The organism is Marinobacter alexandrii, assembly GCA_039984955.1.
Classification (GTDB): domain Bacteria; phylum Bacteroidota; class Bacteroidia; order Cytophagales; family Cyclobacteriaceae; genus Ekhidna.
Map to the genome: position 1 here is coordinate 293,277 of JBDWTN010000007.1, position 15,589 is coordinate 308,865.

The following is a 15,589-nucleotide window of genomic DNA, read 5'->3' on the forward strand; positions in this document are numbered from 1 at the left end:
TCTAAAGGTTTCAATTACTTCAACATTTGTAGAATATAATGATGTAGGCATGCAAGCTGGAAAATCGAACACTTTGACAAGAGATGGGTTTAACATCACATTGAAAACACTTCACTATCAAATCCATCGTACTTCAAAATCTGAGAAATGGATTGTCTTCCTTCATGGCGCTGGTGGAAGTATCGCTACATGGAAGCAACAGCTCCCAGCTTTTAAAGCCCAGTTTAATCTGCTGGCTATTGATTTGAGAGACCATGGAAAATCAAAAAACATTGATCCTTCTTACGCTTCTTACCATTTTAATATTGTCTCAAATGACATACTAGAAGTACTAGAAAAAGAAAATATTAAAAAAGCGCATTTTGTTACGCTCTCCTTCGGAAGCGTGCTCATTCAAGCACTCTACAATCGCAGGTCTGATCTGGTAGACAAAATGGTCATCATAGGTGGAATATTTAATGCCAATTGGATGATTAAAGGTTTTGTGCATCTGGCAAGACTTTTTAATCTTTTCCTCTCCTATCCTGCGATGTATCGCATTTTTTCTTTTCTATTGATGCCAAAAAGACGAAATCAGGTCGCCAGAAGGGTCTATCAGATGCAAGCCAAAAAGCTAACACAGCAAGAGTATTTAAAATGGATCGGGCTTTACAGTGAATTTTTCATTTTGCTAAAGAAATTTAGCAATCAACAGATTGATCAAGAAATGTTGATCATTATGGGTGGCGATGATTACATATTCCTACCTAGTGCTAGACAGTTTGCAAACAATCGGCAAAATGCCAGCTTCTCCATTGTTCCGAAAGCAGGGCACATTTGCAACATTGAAAAGCCCAGTGCAGTGAATAAGGAAATACTTAATTTCTTAGATGCTCATAAAGACCTACCAGAAAGACGCCTGACCACAGTACCGTTCGATACCAATTGATCTTCACAAGGGAATTTGCAGCATCGATTATATCAACATTAGCATTGATTTTATTATGAAGTGGAACCGCTACCAAAAAAGTATTGGCCCATGCTAGTATAATGAGTACAAAAGCAAGTAAGCGCAACCCGCTAAATCCTTGATAAAGTTGATAACTATGCAGCGCTACCTGCCCAATCATCAAAGGCATCACAATGATGGAAATGACGGTCGTATATTTCTGATGCCACGTAAAGAGGTTTTCCGAGGAAAAATAGGTGAAACTTGGATACACCACTAACTGCGTCATCCAGATAAGAATCACTAAACCAAAATCTATAAGCCTGATAATCATGCTATCAAAACACAATTCTGGTTATTGTGTTTGCAAAAAACACATTGAAATAATGTTTTTAAGCGAAATAATAACGTTCTTGCATGAAAATAGAAAATCATGGGAAAAGGACAAGACGCTAAAAAAGCTACAAAGAAGGAGCCTCTAAAAACGGCCAAAGAGAAGAAAGCAGAAAAAAAAGAGAAAAAAGGAAACAAGAAGTATTGATCTCAATTAGTTTGACAAGCTGCTCAACTCACCAATTCAATTCGTAATCCTACACCGAGCAGCTTCTCCCCATTTACCCAACTAGCAGTTACATATGTCTCTGCTTGATTTTCCAAAGCTGGCTTAATTTTTTCAGCCATATCCCTATTCAGATATCCAATTTGGTTACCTAATCTGGATAAAACTTTAATGGCATTTTTATCGAATTGATTGTCTGGCTCAGCCTCCAATTGCAGTTTATCCCCCTCTGCGACCTCTCCACGTATGATCTCCTGACGAGAAGATCCATCTGCATTACCTTTAGACACACCTACCACTTTCGAGTCGTAGAGATACACAGAAGGTATTTTAATAATTTTAGCCATATCCAAATTTAAAAAACATGCGAATTATTCCTCTGCTGATTACTCTCTTATCTTTTTCGCTCTTTTCTCAAGACATCAACAAACTTTCTAACAAGTACATTGAGGAAAATGGCGTACAGATTATCAATGATTTCAAAACTCTCTTATCCATTCCGAATGTGGCATTCGATCTTCCAAACGTCAACAAGAATGCTAATCACATTAAATCTGAATTAGAAAAACGAGGAGTTGAATCCAAACTCCTGAGAATGGTCGGTACACCGCCGATTGTCTATGGATACCTCCCTGTAAAAGGTGCGAAGCGAACCATTGCATTTTATGTGCACTATGATGGTCAGCCTGTCGATAAAACCAACTGGACCAATGATCCCTGGAAGCCTGCCTATTATTCAAAAGCACTTAGCGATGGGGGTACTCCAATGGATTTTCCCAAAACCTATCAGGACATCAATCCGGAACACCGCATCTATGCTCGATCAGCAGGTGATGATAAAGCTCCAATCATCACCATATTAACAGCTTTGGATATGATCCAATCAAACAAATTAAAGGTGACCTCCAATCTGGTATTCTTCTTTGAAGGACAAGAAGAGGCCGGATCTAGGCAGTTGCAACAATACCTAAATGACAACCGAGCGCTCGTAGATGAGATAGACTTATGGCTCTTTTGCGATGGGCCGGTTCATCAGTCCAGAAGACCACAGCTCGTTTTTGGGGTACGAGGAGTTACTGGCATGGAAATCACCACGTACGGGCCAAATCGTCCATTGCATAGTGGTCATTACGGGAATTGGGCTCCCGTTCCCGGTCAGTTTCTCTCTAAACTCATTGCTAGTATGAAAGATGATAGCGGAGATATTATCATTGATGGCTATTATGATGATATAGAGCCTTTAAGTGAGCTCGAGAAAAAAGCGCTGGCTGATATCCCTCTGATAGATGAAGAACTCAAAAAAGAACTGGGGATCAATGACCCAGAAGGGGTTGAATCATACAATGAACGATTGCTGCGACCATCGCTTACCATTAGAGGACTGAGTAGCGGAAATACAGGCAAACTAGCTAGAAATGTAGTTCCTGCAACAGCTACTGCATCTATCGGAATAAGACTAGTCAAAGGGTGCGATCCGGAAAAACAAAAAGACCTGGTAGAAGCTCATATTCAGAAACAAGGCTTTTATATCGTAAGGGAAGATCCTGACCAAGAAACTCGAATGAAATATCCTAAGATTGCTAAGGTAACTCGATCGAGCGGCTACCCTGCTGCACGTACCTCCATGGACTTACCAATTATAAGAGACGTGATCAAAAGATCAAAAGAAGTTGCTGGTGAGGATTTGATACTCCTCCCAACTTTAGGTGGCTCCCTTCCGCTCTATTTGTTTACGGATGAACTAAAAAAGCCAGCAATCATTGTTCCTATCGCCAATCATGACAACAATCAGCATGCTGCAGACGAAAATCTTCGAATTGAAAATCTGTGGTATGGTATACAGCTAATGAGCGGGCTCATGACAATGGATAAGTGAGTGACCGCCCTAAAGGACTTGTCTTTTCGACGACAGGAGAAATATGTCTTAAGACACAATATTCGTTCGTTGAATGGTTTTTACTAACTAGCAAAAAGATATTTCATATGCATTCAATATGACAAGTTTTTAACGCGATCTAAAATCAACACCCACTATATTTGACAAAAAAACATCAATGTATACCTTCCTACTTCACCTTCACTCCGGCCTTCGTTGGCTTATTCTTGTAGCAGTCATTATAGCTGTTCTTAAATCATTGGTTGGGCTATTTGCAGGATCTAACTATTCTAAATTTGACAAAATTCTGGCCGTGTCTTTTGTGGGATTGATGCACCTACAACTAGTGATTGGTTTGGTGTTATACTTCTTTTATAGCCCTTTCGTGACGTACAACATGGGTGATCCTGTTCAACGTTTTTGGTCTGTAGAGCACATCGCATTGATGCTTTTCGCGGTAGCAGCCGCACAAGTTGGGCGTTCGATTAGTAAAAAGACCAATGATGCCCAGGTAAAATTTAGATTCCAGTCTATCTTCTTTGGAATGTCGCTGGCGTTAATGCTATTGGGAATTCCTTGGGGAAGAATCTAAATAGTTACGAGTACTGAGTTTCTAGTCACGAGCCACTATCAAACTTGGAACTAAAAACTCATAGATCTCTTTCCAGCCTTTTGGCTTGAGTTCAGCATCTGTCTCTGTATCAGAATAAGATGAACTTAAGTAGATGGACTTTGATCCTAGGTTTCTTGCTAGCTGTACATCTGTAGCTCTATCACCAATCACAAAAGAGTTTGGAAGGTCATAATCACCTTCCATGTATTCTTTCAACATCCCAGTTCCTGGTTTCCGATTAGGATGATTGTCTTTTTCAAAGTGTTCATCAATGTGAACAGCATCAAAATGAATGCCTTCTGTTTCTAGCAAACGAATGATGAAATTGTGTAGTGGCCAAAACTCATGAGCTGGAAAAGCTTCGGTTCCTAACCCATCTTGATTGGTCACCATCACAAACAGGTAGTTTGTTTCTTCTTTGATCTTCTTGAGGTAATACAATGCCTCAGGAAGAAAATCCAACTTTTCAATGGTCTCAATGTTCCCATCAGCTTCTTGAATGATGGTGCCGTCACGGTCTATAAATAGTATGGGTCGCATGGATGCGAAGGTAAATCCAGAGTAGCAAAAAGCCTTACCTATTTTACAATCAAACAACAAATTTTAAGTACTTATAGTCGACTATAAGTATTTAATAAAATGGATAATGTCCTATGCAAAAAGAATCAGAATGTTCTTTACGATGGTTGAATAGGCGAAAGAGGTATATTTGAAAGGTAAATAAACGACATAATGTTGTTTACATTAATGTTGGGGATCATAGTCGCACATGAGAGCATTCATCACAATATTCATATTAACTGCCAGTCACGGTCTTTTTGCGCAGATTGAACAACCTGATTTGGACAGTCTTTATGTCCGAACTATTAGAAGCCAAATTGGTCTAGCAATTTCCAGTGGACATAAATATTTCGAAGTAACTCCCAACACAGAACGAATTAAAGATCATGTTGGAATTGCCGTTTTCAAGTTTCTATCTGACAGTGAACTTATAGACAAGGCAATTAAAGAAAAGAGGCCGATAACAATTTACCGAGTTGTCCATAAGATCATCTCAACTGATACAGTAGACGTGAACTTTGGAGAAGTTACAGTAACAGCTAAGCGAACTATTCTCCTCGGAAAGAAAGCCAACTTTGCTGTTGGTTGTGGCGGAACGAACGGTTACATTCCAAATAAGAGGTTTGTTTACTATTCAACTGATGAAGAATGGAAAGAAGTAGAATTCGTGAAGCCTTTGAACTACCGTGAACGTCTAAAGCAAAACTGAAAAAACGATCCCCAACAAAATGTATAAGGCATGTGCTTGCGTGCTTTCTACGAACTGCATCTGGACATGACCGTTTCGTCCGCCTCCGAGAGAGTTTTGTGCTGTTTGGATACTTCAGCTTGCGGGATTTTTTCACTTCACAACGCAGTGCATTCTGCAAACTTTGGAAGCACCGGCAGACTTCACTATTTTAGTTCAGTCCACAAAGTGAGAGCACACGCCTCATACATGGACGTTGTGCTTCATAATTCTCCATAGCTATGCGAATTACATTGATTTTATTGCTAACCTCCATTTCAACATCGGTTTTTGGTCAAACTAGTTGGAATCAGTCCTTTGAGGATTGTGGAATTGAAGGAAGCATTACAATTTATGATTATAACCTTCATAAATGGACGACTAGTGACATGGATGATAGTCAAGTGCCGACTCTTCCTGCTTCAACTTTTAAAATTGTAAATACTCTAATAGCTCTTGAAACAAAAGTCGTCAAAGATGAAAACGAGATTATTCCATGGATTGACAATTATGACACCTTAAAATATGGTCACCGTCCACATATCTATCATAGTATGAGTATGAAAGAGGCTTTTGAATTATCTGCTGGATGGGCGTATGTTGAACTAGCAAAGAAAATCGGAAAAGATAGATATAAGAATATTTTGACTCAAATTGGATATGGAAATGTTGACTTGTCTATAGAGGATCCTGATTTTTGGAATTTTGGTGAATTTGCAATTTCTCCAGCAAACCAAATCAATGTGTTAGTAAAAATCTATGAAGAAACACTGCCTTTTTCGAAGAGATCATATAAAACTCTTAAAGCAATAATGGTAACGGAAGTAACTGATGACTATGTTATTCGAGCTAAGACAGGTTGGACAAGAGCTAATGGAAAAGATACAGGATGGTGGGTTGGATACATTGAAAAAGCTGATAATGTGTACTTTTTCGCAACACGTCTGATCAAAGACCGAAATGAGTTGAACTCGAATTTTGGTAGTTGCCGAAAGGACATAACAAAGAGAATCTTTAAGGAACTTGGAATATTATAAAACGAAAGCACAACAAACACTAAAATGAATATGCGTACTGATTTTTGATAGGACAATGCAAAGCAGAAGCTTCCGTGCTTCTAGCAACCGGGACGCATATTCATTTTAGCTGAGACGTTGGCAGTAATACCTCCAGATTAACAAATGACACTTTACGAAAGAAAGCTTAAAAAACTGCATGAGGTTCTTTATAAAAACCAGGGTCAAATCGATGCTATAATTGCTGTTAGAAACTATATAGACTCCAACTATGAAACCGATTTGAACTTGAATTCGCTATCAAAAATTCAGTTTATTTCAAAGTATCATCTCATACGTCTATTCAAAAAGTATTACGGTCTCACACCAAGACAATATTTGATAGATAAACGAATTGAAAAATCTAAAGAACACTTGCTAAATGCAATGACGGTCACTAAAACCTGCTATGCCGTTGGGTTTTCAAGTTTGGGATCATTCAGTGTTCTATTCAAAACTAAAACTGGAAAAACACCAGCTCAATTTCGAAAAGAGCAACTTTCAAGAAGCAACTTAGTCTCTAATTCTTAATCTTTGAAGGAGAAAAATTAAACAATAGCAGATGAAGTTAACACTTATAAGTATCCCTGTTCGGGATCAGGAAAAGGCACTTAGATTCTACACTGAAAAACTAGGATTTATTAAGAAACTCGATACACCGATGGACGGTGGTAATCGTTGGCTAACACTTGTTTCAGCAGAATGGCAGGATGGGCCAGAACTGCTATTGGAACCAGCACCTAACCACTTTGAACCTTCCAAAGTATTTCAAGATGCCTTGATGAAAGCAGGGATTCCGTGGACTCAGTTTGATGTAGACAATGTCGACGCTGAATATGAAAGGTTGACAAAAATGGAGGTTGAATTTAGTGTAAAACCAACTCAAATGGGAACTGTAAAATTTGCAGTTTTTAATGACACCTGCGGAAACAATATTCAACTCGTAGAGAAGCTATAAAACACTCCTGCCGACAATATGTAAAGGCATGTGCTTAGTGCTTTCTGTATCTGAACCGCAAAGATTCGCCTTTGGATGGTTCCAAACCTGCTTTTCCTATCTTTAAGATACTAAATCAGTTTATTGAAATATTTATAGGAAGGGAAGCTAAAGGTTAAATGCAATTAGAAAAATGAAGATTCCTGAATTGTATAAGAAATATCATATCGACAAGGATTATACGTCCATTGGTCTTTTCAGAGAACTAAATAAGAAATTCGAAATAAAACAGGTGTTCTACCCCGGATCGCATGTTCATATCGCACCTTCATTGATTTTTTCAAACGTGACTTATGCTGACTCTTTTAGGAATACTTACAAGTTTTTTGAAGAAAAAGAGACAATTGATTTCATTACTAAGAACAAAGAGTATTCAGAAGAATCCAAAATTCGTTTTTACCAGCAGGACTATAACAAACCTTTTAAAGAACTTAGTAAGGAATTTGACCTTGTAATTTCTCAATATGCAGGATTTGTTGGACAAGCAACAAAGCCCTATCTCAAAAAAGGGGGACTACTGGTATGTAACAATTCTCATGGAGATGCGTCAATGGCATCCTTAGATCGAGACTTTAGATTAACAGCTGTTTATGGAAGAAAAACGGATGATAAATTCACCATTTCTGAAAAAAATTTGGATGAATATTTAATACCAAAAGATGACGTTCAACCAACTAAAGAGCAATTGACAAAATCAATGAGAGGAAAAGCATATACAAAAAGTCCTTCTGGCTATATTTTTAAGAAAATAAATGAATAAAAGTAGTTAACAATGTATAAGCGTATTGAAACCACTTCTTACACAAACCATTTCAGCAACCATAACGGGCGCGTCTAAATTTAATCCTTGACAATTTTTTCCAGCATTAATTGTTCTATCATAAAAGCGCTATGCTTAAAATAAGGATAATATTACTGTCATCATTATTTCTCGGTATGTTCACTGGAATTGCTCAAGAAAAAAATACGATGAATCTAGCCATAGAAGCTGGGTTTATTCCATTTTCCAGTTCTGAAAATATAGGACTATTCCTGAATGTAGAGCCTCAAGTAAAAGTTTCAAACAATACCCTGGTTGGGTTGAGGATAGCAGTTACTATAAATTCTCAAACATATGAAAGCAAGGATGAGTCTCAATTCATTATCGATAACATTGAGTATGAAAATGGGTTCCTTTCCATTGTCCCGACTTTTAGTTACTCTTTGAATGAAGCTCTTTTATGGGATAAGTACATTTTTCGCCCGTACATAGGTTTGGGTGTAGGGCCCTATTTACTGGCTAACTATGTAGATATTTTCCAAATAGGCACAGTTAATTCGTCATATGTTGAAGTGCCTGTTCATTATCAGATAGGCTTACTTTTCAGGAGTGGTTTTGAATTAGGCAAATCAAGACTTGGGTTGGAATACAATTTCATTTCAAAGGCTGATATTGAAATACCCAGTGGTCAAAAAATAGGAACAGTTAATAGCAGCTACTTGGGACTGTCTATTGGATTTACTATTTGAGCAAAAGGAATAAAAATGTAGAAGAGATCTCGACAGCATATTACTCATCAACCACCAGCTTATACCCCACTCCATGGGTATTCATGATTTCTTAGCCTTCGTTCGTGTCTTCACGAATGAGAAAGTATTCACAAGTTTGGAGACATGGATCAATGCATTAAATCGCCTATTTTAGTGTATCAAACGATCTGGTGTATTTTAGATTAAGAATTCAAGATTTGCAATGAGAAAAAATAATCTAGAAATAAGGGAAGCTCTACTTGAAGATCTCCAAATCCTCAAAACATTCGAACAGGGAATTATTCAATTTGAACGCCCTTTCGCTTCAAACCTAAAAAAGGATCCTGTAGAATATTACGATTTAAAAGAACTTATTCTACGACATGATGCGCATGTATTAGTAGCTACAATTGAAGGTGAAATTGTTGGTTCTGGTTATGCGCTGATCAAAAACTCTAAACCATATTTCGATCCAGAACAATATGTTTATCTGGGTTTTATGTTTGTCTCTCCTCAGCACAGAGGAAAAGGTATCAATGGAGAAATTACTGAAAGATTAGTCGGATGGGCCAAAAGCAAAAACCTATTCGAAATTCAGCTAGACGTTTACGCTGAAAACGAAAGTGCCTTAAGCGCTTATAAAAAAATGGGATTCAAGCCAGATTTGTTAAAAATGAGATTAGTTATTCCAGAACATTGAGGAAGTACTCGAATCACTTACATCATTCATTGATTATTAGTTTATATCCTATCCCACGGATATTCATGATTTTGATGGAAGGATCAGCTTGAAGTTTACCGCGAAGTTTTGAGATGAATACATCCAAAGTACGACCGATATAGTTTCCTTCATCTCCCCATACCTTGTTGAGCATATCCTCTCGTTTTACAGCTGAATTAACGGATGAAAGAAGTAGCTGAAGTAGATCTGCTTCCTTACCTGTTAGCTCTATTTTCTGCTCTTCCAGAATCAGCAACGCATTTCGCTGATCAAATCGATACTTTCCTATTCTGATTGTTCCATCCTCTTTTGACGTCTTTCTATTTCTAAAGACAACAAACCCTACTCCAAAGAGAGCGATCAACCCAATACTTATCGGAATAGTTAGATTCGTGTTCAGGTTTGATTTTTCTGCTTCTCCAAGAAGTTTTTTTGAAGCAAGGATGGGCTTATCCAAAATCGTAAATAATAAACTGTAACATTCCTTGACTTGATTTCTGGACGTACACGAAATGATATCTTGATGATCTAGGTTATTTATTTCGAAACTATAAACCACCATGCCTGAGAAACAAGACTCGACTTCCACAATGTATCGAATTGAAGTTTTTGCCTGCTTCATTATCTCATCAATTGTGCGGACAAGTTCTTCTGGCTGAAACCCAAACTCAGATTCAAACTCAATCCTATATTGATTACCGTTTTTGATAATGGGCAAAACTCTGGAAGTGCTATCACCAGCACTCAACAGCACCTTATGCCCGATCATTCTTAGAGAAACCTCTAGGTGCTTTTCTGCAAAGGTGTCTTGTGCCTCAATCCTTAACACAAGGAGCAACAAAGTACTTATGAAAAAAAAGAATCGAATGAACTGCGAAATCATATGACAAAGCTATTTGAATCTTGACCAGTCAAAACTGTTTTACACAAGATTTACATCATTTTACATTTCATTTATGCCCTAAGACTCCAATAGCTCGTATTCTTGACATAGAATTTGAATCAAACTGAAAATTAGATGAAGAAGAATTTTGTAATTATATGTACGGCTTTAGGCACACTGGGTTTAATGGCCATTGGATTCATTAATCAACCTCAAAATGAACCAGTCAGCGAAACTGATATGCTTGTGACTAAAGAAAAAAAGGCAGTTGAGAAAGACGAGCCATCTACTACTTCAAGCAATTTCGCATACGATATAGGCTCACAATTCTTGGCTACCATCTCCAAAGAAGACTTAGAAAAAGCGACTTCAATCAATGATATTATTCCAAAAGAGGCCGATTGGAGTGCATATCCGATACAAAAAGTTCAGGTTCGACTCGTTAAGTATGATTTGGAGGTAAGCAAAGGCAGCAATGATCTGATCTTGAATGAGGCACAAATAGCCTTGCTGAAAACAGCCAAGTACTCGGATAACCTTCAACTTACTGCGGATTACGCTGGTACGCTTGAAACGGAGGATCTAAACTATTTCGTTACAGTGGTTCCAGAGAAAGAGGCAACATATGCAGACGGTAAGGATGCATTACTTTCATATCTGAAGAAAAATAGTGCGGTAATTGAGACTTACGTTAAAGGTGATAGGCCTGGAGCAGGTAAGATTTCATTTACGATCGATACCAAAGGAGCAATCGCAAATGTCACCCTTAGTAGGTCTTCAGGTAATCTGTACATTGATCAGCATATGGTTGGACTAATTTCTAAGGCGACAGGTAAATGGATTCCCGCTGAAAATGCTAAAGGAGAAAAAATTGAGCAGGTAATGATGTTCTCATACGGCAGCCTGGGCTGCTAAATCGAACAGCTAGATTGCGCGATTTCACAGGTTTTTAACTTAAATAGTATCTCAATCAATGTCGATATAGAAGATAGGTTGGATAGTACTCAGCTAATACAGCTATCAATTATCCTCTTCAACTTTCTTTTCAAACTTCTTTTCCTGTTTATCAGATTTATGAATTCCTACACTACTAACTGCGCCGCTCAGAAGCGCTTTGCTCCAATAATTGAAAATTGCTTTGGATGTATCTCGCTTCTGGAAGATGATTCCTTTTCTTAAGAATAGAAAGCTTGGATTCCTATTTCTCACTACGAATGTATTTGCAAAAAACGTTTTTAACCCTGCGCCAAGCCCTGCTTTCTCATGGGTTTGCGCATTCAAAAGTTGAATTCGCAGATCGTTGTACTTAAATTTCATCTCTCCTTGAGCCAAAGTATCATTAGCTATAAAATTGAAAAAAAGCTGCTTTGCAATTCCTTGATCAATGCGAACATTCGCCACCGGAACTAACATACGGTTCATAGAATCAAGAGGGAAGTTCTCAATCTTTCCTCCTAATGAAAATTGATCATTAGAACTACTCAAGTTAAAAATCCCATCAATTTCAAAGGAACCAGCATTCATTAGTTTACCATCTCCACTAAGAATCATTAGTCCATTTTTAGAAACATCTTTGGTTTTTATATTCAAAAGGTCAACATCCAGTTCATTGAACGATATCTCTCCTGGTTGCTCATAATCCATTACTTTTTCTTGATACACGATATCACCAGATAAATGAATCGTATCTATCTGAATGTGGATGTCAAGATCCCTCAGATCTGATTGAGGGAGCTTGCGACTTTGATTTTCATCGAATGGAACTGCTTTATCCCTATAAATGAAGGCATCCACTCCTTCCATATTGAGACGATCTATTTGATAAGTGTCATGATTGATGAATTCAGATAAATCAAATCGTTTTACTTGAGTTCGTTCAATGAATACATCAAACCAGTCGTTTTGGTATTGGGTGATGTCCGAATACTCTTCTTTGGTATATCGAGACTTTAGCTTGATACCATTCAAATCGATAGAGTGTTCTGGATGTCTAAGCTCATAGCTGTCAATCTCCATTCGATAGCCATCATCAATAGCTAACACAAACTCACTTCCGCCAAATTTTAGTTTATGAATCCGGTCAGAAATATTTCGTGTGGTCAACGTATCATTTGATTCAACACCCTCAATTTCAAGATAGCCATCGTTTACATTGTACTCCTTCTGATCATTTGAAAAGGTCCAGTCAATATCTTTAATGGATAGATTTTGAATATCTAACCGATTACCGATTTCAAAATTTCCTTTTTCTTCCGCTTTAACTGTCACTTCATTTTTTCCAGAGATTTCCATGATTGTGAGTGACTCCAGTGAGATTGCATTCTCATTATAAAGAGCATTGGCGTCTAAGCCAACAATGTTAGTTTCATAAACCTGAGCTTCTACTAGACCCTCTTTTGATTCAAACAATATGGAGTCTAATGAAACATAATCATCATTGGTATTGTACCTAAAGCCATGCAAGTCCATGCTTTCTTTGGAAGTAAACAATGATTTGAGGTGTTCTATGTGAAGGTTCACATCAGTAGAATATAACACTCTATCAGCACTGACAATTGCATTCGGGTATTGCACATCGGTTAACTCCAGAGAGGCATTCTTGAGTTTTAAATCTTTTAATTTTAAATTTTCATTGGTTAGATTGATGTTTCCTGAAAGCACAATCGCTGAGGCTAGGTCAATGACAAAATCAACAGAATCTTTTGTCAAAATAGAATCATTTTCCTCCTTCGGAAGAAACACATCAATTAGAGGATTTTGAATGATTAACTCCGAAGATGAAAGCACCTTGTCATCAAAAAATCTTGACTGTTCGAATTCCTTTAGTCCGATCATTGGTATAAATGCATTAATCAACAATGAATTGGAATCAGCTTCCATCGGAGCAATCAGTATATCATGAAAATCCATTTCTCCTCCTTCCAGAACATAATCGAGGCGACTCATCTTTAATAGATGATTGAATTTGGATGATCGGATGTCAATATTTCTGGAATCAAGACTTCTAAAAGCGGTACTGTCCCCTACAAAAACATCTGTACTCAAGCTATCAACAGAAATCATTATGTCATTCAATATTCCCTTTAAGGACGCATCTACAATGACTAATTCTTTTTCAATATGATCCACGGATTGACTTGATTCTATTGAACTAGAAATACGAAAAGTTATATCTGGCCGAATGATCAGTGCCTTCTTAAAGTAATTTACTTTTCCTTGCAAAACACTATCTATGTTTACTTCATGCACTAGTAGACTATCTATGGTTCCATTAATTTTTTGATTTTCTGTGCCGACATTAAGTCTCCAATTCTCAAAATAAAAATTCTCAAGATTTCCTGTTGCTCCCATCCGTTCCCCATAGACTTTTATACTATCTTGAAGAAGGTTGAAATCATTTACTTCAAGATTAATATCTCCAAAGATCTGACTCCAAAACTTAGTCTCCGAATTAAAATCTACTCGTTTTGCTATTAGTGAGACTCCTCCTATCTGCACATCTTCGGATAGAGCCAACGAACTCCCTCTAAGGATGAAATTTTGAATATTGATTTTTTTAAAATAAGTCTGGATAGTTTGATAAATTGAATCAACCTTTATCTGCTTATCAGGATCACTTTCTCCAAAAAGTTCAAGGCCCGTGCTTAGGACACTTATGGTATCTGCCGAAAGATGTTTTTCCAGGAATGCTTTGCGGTAATCTATGCCATGAATTTCAAGGGAAGGGAGCTCCAATGCTACTGTTAATATATTGGAGTAGGATGACATAGAGGGAGCTATTCCAAGATCTTTAATAAGTAGGTCTGAGTTAATCGAGTTTATTTTCAACAAATCGAAACTCATAACATGTACGCTATCTGGTAGAAAGTAGCGATAGTTATGTACATCCAACTCAATGTCTTCGAAATATTTATTTCGTGTATCAAATCGATAGGTTGAAGAGTCTATTCGAATTTTATGAAAGATCAGATTTGTTTCTTCAGCTTTGATGCGTTGATAATTTTTCTCGCCATCAATTTTTAAATCAATGTGAGCATCATCAACAGTCAATTTTCCAATCTCTAGTGAATTGAAAACATTAAATAGCAATGACAAAATAGAGTTATCATCTTCTCGCTGTTTCTGGTCTGCATGTGTTTCATCATCGATAAAGACAGTTGGCTCTGTAAGAATAAGCTCTTTTATCTTTAACTCGCTTTCCTGATATGCCGCTACATAGTCAACACCTTTGAGTAATAATTCAGGTACCTGAATTTGATAAACATTAACATCATTATTTCCAGTAAAAGTAATCTCTGAGCTAGGGAGAGGCATTATTTGAAAGTTTTTAAACCGAAGAATTGAATCCTTTGTTGATAGTAAAAAACTATCAAAAGTTATCGTATGGATATCATCGGGCAAAAAGAACTTCTGGTTTCTGATCTCTAATTCAATAGATTCAGAGTAAAATACGCTATTAACTCTTCCTAGCGAATCCATCATCAGGTTTTGAACGACAAAGTCAATATTACCCATTTTAAACTGACTTGGATGATGTGCTAGTGATCCATCTTGTATCCGGAAGTAATCGATTTTAAGAACTTCCATATAGTCCGAAATTGCTTGATAAAGATTGCCTGCCTCCAAGCTGAAATTCCCTTTCTCGGAAGAATTTAGCTTCATCATTGTGATATTCGGATCCACGATTCTCACATTGCTGATTTCAAGTTCTTTGTCAATATAGAAACCAATAATGGACTTGAAATCAATCAATAGTTGACCAAGTTCTATTTCATAAATATTAGACAATCCAAGGTTTTCAAAACCTTCGGAGGAATCCGCATTGAGCTTGAGATGATTGATTGTAATCCTTCTCTCAAATATGTCCAAGTCCAGTGATTCAAAGCTTAACTTGTAAAAACCTTTGGACTCCCGTTTTACCAGCTCATTAAGAATTTCATCTGCATAGTTCTTTCCAAGAGCCCAGAATCCCATAACTACCGCTACCCCAACAAATAAAGTTGCTGCGGCTAGTAAAAATTTTTTCTTGGCTTTTGATTTTTTCAAGCTAGGGCTAATTCTATGAGCGCATACAGTAAAAACACAAAGTACACTAATTGTTTTTGATACTCATCAAAAATAGTATGACTAGCTAGTAAACTAATTATTTGTTCTTTTAAC

16 protein-coding genes are annotated in these 15,589 nt (G+C 37.2%); 11 read left to right on the forward strand and 5 right to left on the reverse strand.

The genetic code is table 11. The features are described 5' to 3' along the window. Positions 1–49 precede the first annotated feature (49 nt). Positions 50–928 carry an alpha/beta hydrolase gene (locus ABJQ32_07655; protein ID MEP5289509.1) on the forward strand — a complete coding sequence of 293 codons (879 nt, stop codon included), beginning with the start codon at positions 50–52 and terminating at the stop codon, positions 926–928. On the opposite strand, the gene ABJQ32_07660 is transcribed toward ABJQ32_07655, so the two are convergent. Next, the gene (locus ABJQ32_07660) at positions 858–1,262 is read right to left on the reverse strand and encodes a hypothetical protein (GenBank protein ID MEP5289510.1); all 405 of its coding nucleotides are present in this window, start codon (positions 1,260–1,262) and stop codon (positions 858–860) included. The genes ABJQ32_07655 and ABJQ32_07660 overlap by 71 nt on opposite strands. Positions 1,263–1,492: 230 nt before the next feature. Beyond that, positions 1,493–1,834: an HIRAN domain-containing protein gene (locus ABJQ32_07665; GenBank protein MEP5289511.1), complete on the reverse strand. Its 342-nt coding sequence runs from the start codon at positions 1,832–1,834 to the stop codon at positions 1,493–1,495. 17 nt (positions 1,835–1,851) lie between these two features. Between ABJQ32_07665 and ABJQ32_07670 the strand changes: the two genes are divergently transcribed. Beyond that, on the forward strand, positions 1,852–3,363 hold the full coding sequence (locus tag ABJQ32_07670) for a M20/M25/M40 family metallo-hydrolase (GenBank protein ID MEP5289512.1): 1,512 nt from the start codon (positions 1,852–1,854) through the stop codon (positions 3,361–3,363). 178 nt (positions 3,364–3,541) lie between these two features. After that, on the forward strand, positions 3,542–3,955 hold the full coding sequence (locus ABJQ32_07675; protein ID MEP5289513.1) for a hypothetical protein: 414 nt from the start codon (positions 3,542–3,544) through the stop codon (positions 3,953–3,955). Between the two features lie 21 nt (positions 3,956–3,976). Here ABJQ32_07675 and hisB read toward each other — a convergent pair whose 3' ends face one another. Continuing rightward, positions 3,977–4,516, reverse strand: coding sequence for a histidinol-phosphatase (gene hisB / locus ABJQ32_07680; protein ID MEP5289514.1), 540 nt, complete (start codon positions 4,514–4,516; stop codon positions 3,977–3,979). Positions 4,517–4,745: 229 nt separating this feature from the next. Here hisB and ABJQ32_07685 point away from each other — a divergent pair, with 229 nt between their 5' ends. The 7 genes from ABJQ32_07685 to ABJQ32_07715 all read left to right on the forward strand — a co-directional run bounded on the left by ABJQ32_07685 (position 4,746) and on the right by ABJQ32_07715 (position 9,525). After that, positions 4,746–5,246, forward strand: coding sequence for a hypothetical protein (locus ABJQ32_07685; protein MEP5289515.1), 501 nt, complete (start codon positions 4,746–4,748; stop codon positions 5,244–5,246). 260 nt (positions 5,247–5,506) lie between these two features. Next, the gene (locus ABJQ32_07690; protein ID MEP5289516.1) at positions 5,507–6,301 is read left to right on the forward strand and encodes a penicillin-binding transpeptidase domain-containing protein; all 795 of its coding nucleotides are present in this window, start codon (positions 5,507–5,509) and stop codon (positions 6,299–6,301) included. A gap of 144 nt (positions 6,302–6,445) precedes the next feature. Continuing rightward, complete coding sequence (locus tag ABJQ32_07695; GenBank protein MEP5289517.1) at positions 6,446–6,850, forward strand: AraC family transcriptional regulator; 405 nt, start codon at positions 6,446–6,448, stop codon at positions 6,848–6,850. 31 nt (positions 6,851–6,881) lie between these two features. Next, the gene (locus tag ABJQ32_07700; GenBank protein MEP5289518.1) at positions 6,882–7,277 is read left to right on the forward strand and encodes a VOC family protein; all 396 of its coding nucleotides are present in this window, start codon (positions 6,882–6,884) and stop codon (positions 7,275–7,277) included. A 172-nt stretch (positions 7,278–7,449) separates the two neighbouring features. Continuing rightward, the gene (locus ABJQ32_07705) at positions 7,450–8,076 is read left to right on the forward strand and encodes a hypothetical protein (GenBank protein ID MEP5289519.1); all 627 of its coding nucleotides are present in this window, start codon (positions 7,450–7,452) and stop codon (positions 8,074–8,076) included. A gap of 176 nt (positions 8,077–8,252) precedes the next feature. Continuing rightward, on the forward strand, positions 8,253–8,825 hold the full coding sequence (locus ABJQ32_07710) for a hypothetical protein (protein ID MEP5289520.1): 573 nt from the start codon (positions 8,253–8,255) through the stop codon (positions 8,823–8,825). 223 nt (positions 8,826–9,048) lie between these two features. Then, positions 9,049–9,525, forward strand: coding sequence for a GNAT family N-acetyltransferase (locus ABJQ32_07715; GenBank protein MEP5289521.1), 477 nt, complete (start codon positions 9,049–9,051; stop codon positions 9,523–9,525). Positions 9,526–9,547: 22 nt separating this feature from the next. Here the strand turns inward: ABJQ32_07715 and ABJQ32_07720 are convergent, their stop codons facing one another. After that, a complete protein-coding gene (locus ABJQ32_07720; GenBank protein ID MEP5289522.1) occupies positions 9,548–10,429 on the reverse strand; it encodes a winged helix-turn-helix domain-containing protein in 882 nt (293 codons plus the stop codon). Between the two features lie 135 nt (positions 10,430–10,564). On the opposite strand from ABJQ32_07720, the gene ABJQ32_07725 reads away from it, so the two are divergent. Next, positions 10,565–11,344 carry a hypothetical protein gene (locus ABJQ32_07725; GenBank protein MEP5289523.1) on the forward strand — a complete coding sequence of 260 codons (780 nt, stop codon included), beginning with the start codon at positions 10,565–10,567 and terminating at the stop codon, positions 11,342–11,344. Between the two features lie 105 nt (positions 11,345–11,449). On the opposite strand, the gene ABJQ32_07730 is transcribed toward ABJQ32_07725, so the two are convergent. Then, complete coding sequence (locus ABJQ32_07730) at positions 11,450–15,475, reverse strand: hypothetical protein (GenBank protein MEP5289524.1); 4,026 nt, start codon at positions 15,473–15,475, stop codon at positions 11,450–11,452. Positions 15,476–15,589: the final 114 nt, after the last annotated feature.

Excerpts from the sequence above, each read along its gene's own strand:
- ABJQ32_07655 (MEP5289509.1), top strand. The coding sequence starts at position 50 with ATGCAAGCTGGAAAATCGAACACTTTGACAAGAGATGGGTTTAACATC.
- ABJQ32_07695 (MEP5289517.1), top strand. The coding sequence starts at position 6,446 with ATGACACTTTACGAAAGAAAGCTTAAAAAACTGCATGAGGTTCTTTAT.
- ABJQ32_07705 (MEP5289519.1), top strand. The coding sequence starts at position 7,450 with ATGAAGATTCCTGAATTGTATAAGAAATATCATATCGACAAGGATTAT.
- ABJQ32_07685 (MEP5289515.1), top strand. The coding sequence starts at position 4,746 with ATGAGAGCATTCATCACAATATTCATATTAACTGCCAGTCACGGTCTT.
- ABJQ32_07710 (MEP5289520.1), top strand. The coding sequence starts at position 8,253 with ATGTTCACTGGAATTGCTCAAGAAAAAAATACGATGAATCTAGCCATA.
- ABJQ32_07700 (MEP5289518.1), top strand. The coding sequence starts at position 6,882 with ATGAAGTTAACACTTATAAGTATCCCTGTTCGGGATCAGGAAAAGGCA.
- ABJQ32_07715 (MEP5289521.1), top strand. The coding sequence starts at position 9,049 with ATGAGAAAAAATAATCTAGAAATAAGGGAAGCTCTACTTGAAGATCTC.
- ABJQ32_07720 (MEP5289522.1), bottom strand. The coding sequence starts at position 10,429 with ATGATTTCGCAGTTCATTCGATTCTTTTTTTTCATAAGTACTTTGTTG.
- ABJQ32_07725 (MEP5289523.1), top strand. The coding sequence starts at position 10,565 with ATGAAGAAGAATTTTGTAATTATATGTACGGCTTTAGGCACACTGGGT.
- ABJQ32_07675 (MEP5289513.1), top strand. The coding sequence starts at position 3,542 with ATGTATACCTTCCTACTTCACCTTCACTCCGGCCTTCGTTGGCTTATT.
- ABJQ32_07665 (MEP5289511.1), bottom strand. The coding sequence starts at position 1,834 with ATGGCTAAAATTATTAAAATACCTTCTGTGTATCTCTACGACTCGAAA.
- ABJQ32_07690 (MEP5289516.1), top strand. The coding sequence starts at position 5,507 with ATGCGAATTACATTGATTTTATTGCTAACCTCCATTTCAACATCGGTT.
- hisB (MEP5289514.1), bottom strand. The coding sequence starts at position 4,516 with ATGCGACCCATACTATTTATAGACCGTGACGGCACCATCATTCAAGAA.
- ABJQ32_07660 (MEP5289510.1), bottom strand. The coding sequence starts at position 1,262 with ATGATTATCAGGCTTATAGATTTTGGTTTAGTGATTCTTATCTGGATG.
- ABJQ32_07670 (MEP5289512.1), top strand. The coding sequence starts at position 1,852 with ATGCGAATTATTCCTCTGCTGATTACTCTCTTATCTTTTTCGCTCTTT.